Annotated in this window: 9 protein-coding genes; 6 read left to right on the top strand and 3 right to left on the bottom strand. The window is 32.5% G+C overall.

Features of this window, described 5'->3' with window-relative positions; genetic code table 11:
- Nucleotides 1-385 precede the first annotated feature (385 nt).
- Nucleotides 386-1927, bottom strand: a complete 1542-nt coding sequence (locus tag DXU93_RS14015; protein WP_116881933.1) for a glycine--tRNA ligase — start codon at nt 1925-1927, stop codon at nt 386-388.
- A 302-nt stretch (nt 1928-2229) separates the two neighbouring features.
- On the opposite strand from DXU93_RS14015, the gene DXU93_RS14010 reads away from it, so the two are divergent.
- From DXU93_RS14010 to DXU93_RS13985, 6 genes are all read left to right on the top strand, one after another.
- A complete protein-coding gene (locus DXU93_RS14010) occupies nt 2230-2721 on the top strand; it encodes a hypothetical protein (RefSeq protein WP_116881932.1) in 492 nt (163 codons plus the stop codon).
- A gap of 76 nt (nt 2722-2797) precedes the next feature.
- Nucleotides 2798-4453 (top strand): hypothetical protein, encoded by a 1656-nt coding sequence (locus tag DXU93_RS14005; RefSeq protein ID WP_116881931.1) that lies wholly within the window; start codon nt 2798-2800, stop codon nt 4451-4453.
- Nucleotides 4453-5085 (top strand): hypothetical protein, encoded by a 633-nt coding sequence (locus DXU93_RS14000; protein WP_123776149.1) that lies wholly within the window; start codon nt 4453-4455, stop codon nt 5083-5085. Before DXU93_RS14005 ends, DXU93_RS14000 begins: the two co-directional genes overlap by 1 nt.
- 51 nt (nt 5086-5136) lie before the next feature.
- Entirely contained in the window at nt 5137-6729 is a 1593-nt protein-coding gene (locus tag DXU93_RS13995) for a hypothetical protein (RefSeq protein WP_116881929.1), read from the top strand.
- Nucleotides 6730-6735: 6 nt separating this feature from the next.
- Nucleotides 6736-7344: a hypothetical protein gene (locus DXU93_RS13990; protein ID WP_116881928.1), complete on the top strand. Its 609-nt coding sequence runs from the start codon at nt 6736-6738 to the stop codon at nt 7342-7344.
- Nucleotides 7345-7364: 20 nt separating this feature from the next.
- Nucleotides 7365-8975: a hypothetical protein gene (locus DXU93_RS13985; protein WP_123776148.1), complete on the top strand. Its 1611-nt coding sequence runs from the start codon at nt 7365-7367 to the stop codon at nt 8973-8975.
- 30 nt (nt 8976-9005) lie between these two features.
- Here the strand turns inward: DXU93_RS13985 and DXU93_RS13980 are convergent, their stop codons facing one another.
- A complete protein-coding gene (locus DXU93_RS13980) occupies nt 9006-10367 on the bottom strand; it encodes an aldehyde dehydrogenase family protein (protein ID WP_116881926.1) in 1362 nt (453 codons plus the stop codon).
- A 60-nt stretch (nt 10368-10427) separates the two neighbouring features.
- Nucleotides 10428-10925 (bottom strand): heavy-metal-associated domain-containing protein, encoded by a 498-nt coding sequence (locus DXU93_RS13975; protein WP_116881925.1) that lies wholly within the window; start codon nt 10923-10925, stop codon nt 10428-10430.
- Between the last annotated feature and the right edge of the window lie 25 nt (nt 10926-10950).

The raw sequence follows: 10950 nt of genomic DNA, 5'->3' as shown, positions 1-10950 counted from the left end.
ATAGGTCTTCCTGACTTTACTAATTCTACTATGAGAATTTTAAAGTCATTGTCATACTTCTTTGCCATAAATCAAATTTAATCATTTCGGGCTTAATTAATCTGTCACAACAAATATAGACACTCCAGAACATACCTATACAAGCTAGAGTTTGGTTTAAAAGATGATGATTCTAGAAAAATTGTAAAAGGTAACTTCTCGTTAATAAAATAATTTAAACGAAAAACAAAATACAAAAGCTGCTCCTTTCAAACGGAGCAGCTTTTTTTTGGCGTTAAAAAAGTAAAAACTTGATAGAATATAATCTCATTCCTACATAAAGATTGCAACAAAAAAAAGTCCTGACAAATACGCCAGGACTTTACTTATTTTTTGCTTTATAAGACTAACCTTTTTTCAGTAGCTTTTTCAAACTAACTTTTTCATCAATGATAGAATACAAATCTTGAATCGCAACTCGCTCTTGTTTCATGGTATCTCTATCTCTAATGGTTACTGTATTGTCTTCCAATGTTTGGTGATCGACTGTAACATGGAAAGGAGTACCAATTGCATCTTGACGACGGTAACGCTTCCCTATAGAATCTTTTTCATCATACTGACAATTGAAATCGAACTTCAACTCATTAATAATCTCTCTTGCTTTATCAGGTAAACCATCTTTTTTCGTTAATGGCATAACAGCAACCTTATATGGAGCCAATGCTGGTGGAATAGAAAGAACTACTCTTTCTGAACCATCTTCTAATGTTTCATTCTTTAATGACGCACTAAATACAGCCAAGAACATTCGATCTAAACCTACTGAAGTTTCCACAACATACGGTGTATAGTTCTTATTCATTTCTGGATCGAAGAATTGCAGTTTTTTACCAGAATGTTCTTCGTGTTTCTTCAAATCAAAATCCGTTCTTGAATGAATCCCTTCAAGCTCTTTGAATCCCATTGGGAAGTCAAACTCTATATCAGAAGCAGCATTTGCGTAATGCGCCAACTGAATATGATCATGATCTCTATAAAACTCTTCTCCAATTCCTAGCGCTTTGTGCCATTTATTTCTTTTCTCTTTCCAATGCTCGTACCATTTGATTTCTTCTCCTGGGCGCACAAAATATTGCATTTCCATTTGTTCAAATTCACGCATTCTAAAGATAAACTGACGTGCAACAATCTCGTTACGGAAAGCCTTACCTATCTGTGCAATTCCAAAAGGAATTTTCATACGTCCTGTTTTTTGAACATTCAAAAAGTTAACGAAAATACCTTGCGCGGTTTCCGGCCTTAAATATATCGTTGAAGAATCATCAGCTACGGAACCTAATTCTGTAGAGAACATCAAATTAAATTGACGTACTTCTGTCCAGTTTTTTGATCCCGAAACAGGACAAGCAATTCCTAGCTCATCGATCATCGTTTTCAAGGCTGGTAAATCATCATTTTTAAAAATTTCCTCAAGCTTAGTTTCTAACTCATCAATTTTAGCTTGATTTCTTTTAACATTAGGATTTGTAGCCAAAAATTGAACTTCATCAAAGTCATCACCAAAACGTTTCTTTCCTTTCGCAACGTCTTTAGCAATTTTTTCGCGGTATTTTTCGATGTGTTCTTCCACTAGAACATCTGCACGGTAACGCTTTTTTGAATCCTTATTATCAATCATTGGATCATTAAAAGCTTCGGTATGTCCAGAAGCTTTCCATGTCTTAGGGTGCATAAAAATTGCGGCATCTAAACCAACAATTTCTTCGTTCATTTGAACCATTGCAGCCCACCAATATTTTTTGATATTGTTTTTCAATTCAACTCCTAACTGACCGTAATCATAGGTTGCAGAAAGTCCATCATATATTTCTGAAGATGGAAAAACATACCCATACTCTTTGGCATGAGAAATAACTTCTTTTAGCTTGTCTTCACTCTTTTTCATGCTGCCAAAATTAATCATTTTTTTGAAGAAGAGCAGAATATAAGAGGATTTGAAAATGAATAATAATCAGCCGAAATCAAAAAATAATAATCAATACATTATTAAAATGAAAAAGGAATATTAGATTTACATCTTTATAACAACTACGATGAAACTAATATCAATTTTACTTTTCTCCCTTTTACTTGGAATAAGTTATAGCCAAGAAAATCCATCACGATTTGGTAGTTTAAACACGAAAAGAAAAAAAAACTAAACCTACATATATCCATAATATATACACCAATCCAGTTCAATACATAATGACTGATATAAATATAAATTATGACCGGAGAATTAGTGAAAATTGGAGTGGAAGCATTGGAATTGGTATGACCTATGGAAGAACATTAAACAAAATCTTAAATGATAATTATGGAGCCAACTACAATAATTCGATATCTGGAACAAAACTAGGTTTATCACTTTTAGCAGGTTTTAAATTTTATACTAAAGAAGTATTTGATGGATTTTATTTTGGTTTTGATTTTAAAACACGTCGTTATAGAGAGTCCGGTAGTAAATACCTCACTAAAGAAACTATCTTTATTCCAGGTGTAAAAATAGGATATGATATGGTTTTATCCGACAACTTCTACTTTGGATATGCTTTTGGAGCTGGAGCAAGGCTGGTATTTAGCGAAGCACAACCACATAATTTTGATCAACCTTACAACAAAGAAATTACATTCATGACATTAGATGAAGGAATGCCTTGCTTCATTGGTGGTATTAATATTGGTTATATATTTTAAACATTTAAGTTTATTAGAATTTACTTGATGTTTTACTAAAAAAGTTATTTTTGTTAATTATTGATAAAAACACACAATGAAATATTTACTACTTTTTTCTCTCTTATTTTCTACTCTACTTTTTGCTCAAGATTACGAGGCTCACAAGTATGAAAATAATACATTTAAAATTATTCATATTGAAGACGATGACATTTATCGTGTTGGTCTTACCAATGGAGGTAAAGACTTTTTTTACAAAAGTAGTCAAGGAGAGGACCTTGCAAAAGTTCAATTAACAGAAGGCTCCACCAAATGCAGAGGTTTCTATTATCGTGATGGTTTTTTTTACAGTGTAAATGTAGAGAATGAAGTTACTCAAATAAATATCATTCTTAAAAAAATAAATAAGAATCTAGAGATTATTGAAGAGCGAACTATTTTCTCAAAACCACCTTCAAGCATTAAGCACTCTGGAAAAACTTACTTTGATTATAATGAAAACGGCTTTGTGTTAGCGCATGATTATACGAGTAGAATCAAAGTAAGATTTGAAGTTTTTACCTATGATTTCAATACGGATAAGCTTACATATAATGATACTACTTTTCTTTCAAGAAGAAACCTAAAGGTGATGGATTTTGAAATAAGTGATCAATTAAATTCTGCCTTTATTTTTGATGCAGACGAACCAATTGGAACCTTAAAATTGAAAACGCTAAAAGATTTAGAGACTTATTTGGTCTACAATCAAAAAGAAGGAGCGCTAAGTGTACTTAAATTAACTGAAGACGAAAATTATTTTGAACGTTCCTTCAATGCAGCATTTAATGGTGAGGAACTTTTAATGGCGAATTTAAATTTCAATAATCCATCCAATATTTTAGACGGTTATACTATTAAAAAATATGCCTCACACAACGAAAGTTCATTAAACATGTTACAGGCTAGTTTTTTCCCATTGGAAGATTTTGCCAATAGAGAAGAATGGGGTCCAGCATCTAAAGACGCTCAAAAAAACTATAAAAAGGATAAGGATAACAAGAACACAGACTTTGAAGCTTTTGCTGCAATGGAAATCTCTGATTTAATCATAGAAAATGAGGAGGCGATCATCATTGTTCGAGAAGTTTTTGATATGGTGAATACACAAGCAAACAGCGGAACATCAGTGCATGGTTCTCCTATAAATGGAGCGCATAGAACGCAACAATCAGCCTTAGCAACCCAAAATTATACTACCAAAAGATTTAAAGAGTTTCAAATCACGAAAGTAGACTTAGATACAGAAAAGGTACTATGGTGGAACAGATTATACAACATGCCTTATACCAATGGAGCGTACAACGCTGAAAAGGTATCTCAAGGGGATTATTTCTGGACAAATCAAAATGTATCAAGAGCGTCTAAAGTTTACTACTCTTACCAAAAAGGAAATGACCTTGTTTTACTCTACCCTACTTATTCAGCACTTTATAATAAAAATGGATACTTAGAAAGCGATATAGTTAATCAGCGACCTTTTGTTCCACTTAAGTTTCTAACCTATAGCTTTATAGGTAAAACTGAGATTAATTTATCAAATGGAGAAGTAGAAAACTCACTCCATATTTCTGACTACGATGGGCTGGGAAAAATGATTTCTGCTACAATAATAAATTTAGATGCATTTTACTCGGATAATGAAGTTTTAGTCACTCCAATTGAACATTTGTTGAAAAAGATTTCTGTACTTAAAATTGTAGATAAGTAATGCGTAAAATCTTATTTCTTCTTTTCATTATAATGACTACAACTACCTTTAGTCAAAACATATATGTTCGCGGCGGATTATACTCACAACGATACCTATCAAGCAATGGAGTAATTCATCCAACAGGATTTCAATTTTCACTTGGTACCAATCAAACAGATTCAAAATTCAATTTAGATTTTGCTTTTACACCAATAAATACAACTTTTTACACTGGAAATGGAAAAAATGCTCTCTTTTATACTGAAACGCTAGACACCACTGTAAACTATTCAGCTAAGGCAATATTCTCATTTAAATTTTCTGTTTATGCCTTTATAATTAGCAAAGGAAAGCATAATGGAAGCCTAGGTGTTAGAGCAGGGATAGACAAACCCTTTGGTGATCGAGAAAACACAGCAATTGAATTTGATGTCAAAGACAAGTTGAGTAGTATGAATATTGGAGTATTTGGAGAATATCAATATAAGTTTAACCATAAACAAAGTGTCTTTTTAAATGCTGGAATTGACCTTCATCTTTTTGGTGTAATTGACGATTCCCCTATGGAATACTCTAGAAGAATAAAAGGGCTGCGACCAGTTAAAGAAACGATTTGTATTGGATACTCCCATATCATTTTTGGAAAGTAAAACCCTACCCAGACAAAATCAAAAGCTATATATATATAAAAACAAATAATTATGATTAAAAACAACTTAATAACAGGTCTACTCCTGATCAGCTTAGCATTATTTAATATTTGCTTTGGACAAACTGAAAACTTTGAAATCATTGAAGGTGAAGAAGTAAAAAAAGGACGAAAAGACTATATACCCGCAATTAAAAGAGGAGATAACAAGGTATTTATATTAAAATCTCAGTTAAGCTATTTTGGTAGTGGAGATTACACGCTAGAGGTATATAATGAAGCAATGAACTTACAAAGTAGTAATGAGGTTGTTCTCCCTGGAAGAGACATGAGTATTACAAGACTTGAGCACCTTGAAGGCCAACTTTATGTTTTCGTTGAAGAATTTGATAAGAATAGTAAAACAAACACGATTTATATTGGTATTCTATCAGAAGAAGGAACAATCTCAGGAGAGCTTGTTGAAATTTCACAGTTTGAATTAGAAAGTAGAAGAAAAGTTAACGACTTCCAAACAACATTATCTGCAGATTCAACCATGTTTTTGATCACTGTTACACCTCCTGAACTGGATAAAGAACAAGAAGTAAAACGCCAATTTATCACAATAGACCTCGATCTTCAAGAGGTTGAAAACTTTGAAATAGAATTTGATTACTTAGAAGATAATTTTTATATCTCGCAAACACACTTAGATGTAGAAGGAAACATCCATATGTTAAGTTACACTTCAATTGAAGAGTCTAAAAGAGGTTTATTCTTTAAAGAGGTTGACAGAGAAGCTAAATTACTTACCCTTTACGATGGATCGAATAACGTAGAAGAATATGATTTCCCATTTCAAGATTCCGAAGCAAGTTACATTAGTCAAATTAAGCTTAAAACAGATAAACAGGGCAACATCAGATGTGCAGGATTCTATTCTGATGCGAAAGGAAACTCAACGAAAGGTATATTCAGCTTTACAATTGATTCAAAAACAAAGGAAATCAGTGAGATTAGTTCAAAACCATTTGAAGAAAGTTACTTAAATGAGTTTTTAACTGATCGTCAATTGAAGAAAAAGAAGAAAAAAGAAAAAAAGAAAAAAGATAATCCATACGAAAGATTACACAACTTCAAAATTCGTGATTTGGTCATGAGAGATGATGGAGGATTCTATCTTATCGCGGAATATTATTTATACAGAGTTACAACCACAACAGATGCAAACGGAAATACAAGAACAACGAATCACTACTATTACAATGATTTAATGGTAATAAGTGTGCAAAAAGATAACGAGATTGAATGGAATAAAAAAGTTTCAAAATATCAACACACAACAAACGATGGTGGGTATTATTCGGGTATTGTTTTTGGACTAAACAAAGACAACTCACTTAATATCATTTTTAACGATAATGTTGACAATTTGGAATTAGTGACACATGACAACAGAACAAACATGCGTTACAAGCATCTAAGAACAGTCTTGGTTAACTTCGACTTATCTGGTGAAGCGAAAAAAACACTATTAATGAATAACAAAAAATCAAATGCAATCTTGGTTCCACACCTTTCTTTGACTTCTAAAGAAAATGATATTATACTTTATTCACAGGTTAAAAAAGCAACAAAACTGATAAACATTCTATTAAACTAATCCAAAATGAAAAGGCTTCTACTTTTATTTCTAGTATTCTCTAGTATAGATGTATCTAGTCAAATTAAGGTTGTTGACCTCGAAGATGAAAAAGAAGGTCAAAGTCCTTATTTCAACACTTTAAAAGTTAAGCCTTTTGATGCTATAATTTCAGATTTCCCTATCGTATATGAGCGAGCCTTTTCAAAAAGGTTCGCTCTGGTAGGAAGTTTAGGATTAACGAACTTACTTAGCGTACTTATGTCCACTACTGATTATGTTGGCAGGAATGATAAACTTGGCTATAGTTTGGCTTTTGGCCCTAAAATATATTTTAAAGAAAAATTTGATGGTTTGTATTTAGAAACACTTCTGAAGTACAGACACCATAGATCGATATATCTAAATGATGAAGGCGAAATTTTTAAAGGAAAAACAAGTCATTTATTACCCCGTATCAGTATGGGATATTCATTCATCATATTCAAAAGAGGTATCCTAGACCTAAGTTTAGGCTATGGTACATCAATAGCAGATGAACACTCTTACAATTCATATAAAAAAGAATATGAAAATAAGAATATTTCGAAAACACATGTCATTCACATTGGTATAAAAGGCGGATTCCTCTTTTAAATAAAAAACACACTATTTCCATGAGAACACTTTTAACACTTTTGAAGCTCTTTATTTTTCAGTATTTCTGCTACGGACAAATGGATAACTTCATCCTCAAAACAAGTGATGAAGAAATTAAAAGTAAAAAAGAATACATCTTAGCTGTTCAACACACAAATAATTTTTCGATTATTCTAAAGTCAAAATTTTCTCTCGAAATCTACAATAATGAAATGAAACTTCAAGAAAATATAGCACTTGAACTTCCGCATAAGGATTTGAGATTTCAAGACATTTTTATTGTTAATGGAGAAATATATCTTTTCATGAATAGATATAACGGTAAAAATAACGAACACTACTTATACGCTACTATTTTATCTAAGAAAAGGGGGGTGGTCAATGATATTTATCAGATTGAAAAAATTAAAATGGGTGATCAATTAAAAAAACACCAACAAGAAAAGGAAAAGTTTGAAGTGTCTGTTACTGCCGACTCCCTTGCCTTCTTAGTACGAAGTTCGACTAAATTGATGGACTATGATAAGAATGCTAAACGAAAATTTTCATTTATCAGCCTAGACTTCGAACTTTTAGACGAAAGAACAGTAGTGTTCCCAGAACTTGAAAAACACTTTTTCCTTTCTAAAACAATAACTGATAAGAAAGGAAACATTTTTCTGGCAAGTCATAGATCTTTTGTTGAAAATGACAAAACAATTTTCAAACCCGAGGTTTTTGGAAGAAATAAGGCCTTTTTTTATAGTTTATTTTTTGATGAAAACCACATTTCAACCCATGAAATTCAACACTCAACTCGTAGTAGTTTTAATATTTCTGAATTAAAAACAAAGATAGACAGTCATGGAAACGTCAGATGTATGGCTTTCTTTAGTGCAACTTATGAATACGCAGCCATAGGGAGTTATTCTTTTACAATGAACACAGAATCAAGAGAGATTGAGGACGAAAAAACTTTTCAATTTGAGGATGGACTCATTGATCAATTTTACACAGAAGAGCAAATTCATGAAAGAAATGAAAAAAGAAAGGAAGACATATACATCTGGACCAATCAGTTACACAATTTCATCATGCATGATTTAGTGATGAAAAATAATGGCGGTTATTATTTGATTGCTGAACAAATTCACCCTTTAAAAACGTCAAAAGAAGATCCACATTTTACACCAAGGATAGGTATACCTATTAAGCAAAATTATAGTTTTAATGGATTAATGATATTTAGCATTTCTAAAAACAACGAATTAATTGAATACTCTGTCATACCTAAAAAACAAGCCAGTAAAAACCATATATCCTATGGTCAACACTACGGTGTAGGAATTGTAATGAGCCTTGGAAACAATGATGACCTCAACATCTTCTTTAATGATGATAAGGAATATCTTGACGAAAAATTTAATACTTCTATAAATGATATGTTTATTGAAGATCAAGTTTTTATTCGATACACTATTACCCTTGATGGTCGCATAAGTAAGCACCCAATTATCGAAACGGATAAACACAATATAAATATTGATCCCATCACTAGTCCTAAAATACAAGGCAACAAATTATTCCTGATTTCAAGAAGAAACAGATATTACTACAAGCCTTTAACATTAGAGATGATGAAGGAATAACTTCTGTCTTTTTTGGTGATAAAAGACAGTTTACTCACGTACCAACAACTTAGGATCAAGGAAGTCCAACATTGCATATCGCACGCCTTCCCTACCGAATCCAGAGTCTTTTACACCTCCATAAGGCATGTCGTCAACTCTAAAAATAGTAGACTTATTGTGAATCAAAGCACCAACTTTTAGTTCATTAAATGCTTTATTCCTATTTTGAATGCTGTCTGTAAAGATTGCTGCTTGCAATCCCCATCTGCAATCATTCACTTCATGGATAGCATCATCCAATGTTTCGAAAGACTCAAGAATAACCACCGGACCAAAAACTTCTTCATCACGTACTTTCTGCCCTTTTGCTACATTGGTCAAAACCGTTGGAGCGTATAAAGCTCCTTCACGCTTCCCTCCTATTAAACAAGTTGCTCCTGAACTAATTGCTTCATCAACCCATTCTTCAACACGCTTCGCATTATCTTCGTCAATCATTACTCCAAATTCGGTGTCTTCATCCATCGGATCTCCAATAGTTAATCCTTCAACTTTTGCGAGGTAAGCACTTTTAAAATCTTCAAACAACGATGCATGAACATAGATTCTTTGAGTATGAATACATACTTGCCCAGAATAGGCAAATCCACCAACAAACAATTCCTCAATTGCTAACTCAAGATTTGCATCTTTTGCTAAAATTGCTCCAGCATTTCCTCCTAATTCAAGAACGGTATGCTTTTTTGCAGCCATAGATTTCATTTTCCAACCCACACCAGGAGAACCAGTGAATGATAGAACATCAATTTCATCATGTTCTATTAACTTATTTCCTGTTTCTCTTGAGCAATGAACCAATTCGAATCCACCTTCAGGCAATGAAGTATTTTTAATAATATTAGAAAGTAAAACCATAGTTAAAGGAGTTTTACTTGAAGGTTTTAGAATCAATGGACATCCTGCTGCAATTGCAGGAGCAATTTTATGTACAGCCAAATTTAAAGGAAAATTAAAAGGCGAAATTCCAAAAACAACACCTTTTGGCACATATTGAAGTTCTCCCATGAGGTTACGCCCTTTTTCTGTCGCATCAATATCAAAAAGATCATGAGGTAATCTCTTACATTCTTCGGAGGCGATTGTAAAGGTTTGAATAGCCCGATTCACCTCACCTTTTGCATAACGATATGGCTTCCCACTTTCTTGGATTATCGTTTTCACCAAAGCATCAAAGTTAGAATGAATTCCTTCTATGATTTCATTAAGAATTTTGGATTTATCACCAGAGGAAAGTGCTTTTAATTTTGATTTAGATTTGACTGCTAACTCAACTTTATCGAATACTTCTTCTTGGTTTTCTAATGTGATTTCACCAATCACTTCGTTGTTGAAAGGATTTTTAATTTTCATGATTTGAAAGTATCAATTCAATTCATGAAAGACAAGGGAAAATCAATCAAAAAATGTTAATCAGTTGATTAAACCATTAAATATTCTAGTTAGATCTGGAAATGAGAAATTGTTAGATGAAACTTCTTTTCTATTTGTAAAGTCATTCAACTCTACTCCTGAAATTGCATGTTCTTCTTTTTCTTCTACAGTTTTAATAGTGGACTCTGTCACTTTAACCAATTTTGCAGTATATCTATTTTTTGCCAATCCACCAATGACATTTATCATATCGCTAGTATTGGTTATTGATTTATCAAAATAGACTTTAATTTCATTAGAAGTTTTCTCTTCATTAAAATTCACGACAACTTCTGAAACACCACCTGTTTCGTAAAGTCCTTTTCTTAGAATAGCACCACACCCTTTTTGACACATCATTCCTTCCACATCAAAAGTAGCCATATGTGTAGCATTCACGGCTTGCTCAGTATTTTGCTCTGTTGTTGATTCTACATCTGAATGACTACATCCAGTTAATACAGAAGCGGTTAAAAACACAAAAAAGAAGTTCTTCATAGCAATGAAATTTCATCAAAAATAA

Origin of the sequence: Brumimicrobium aurantiacum, from assembly GCF_003402975.1 — a bacterium.
In the GTDB taxonomy this organism is placed as follows: Bacteria; Bacteroidota; Bacteroidia; order Flavobacteriales_D; family Crocinitomicaceae; genus Brumimicrobium; species Brumimicrobium aurantiacum.
The sequence above is the reverse complement of the archived record's forward strand: the minus strand, read 5'-3'. Positions and strand labels throughout refer to the sequence as shown.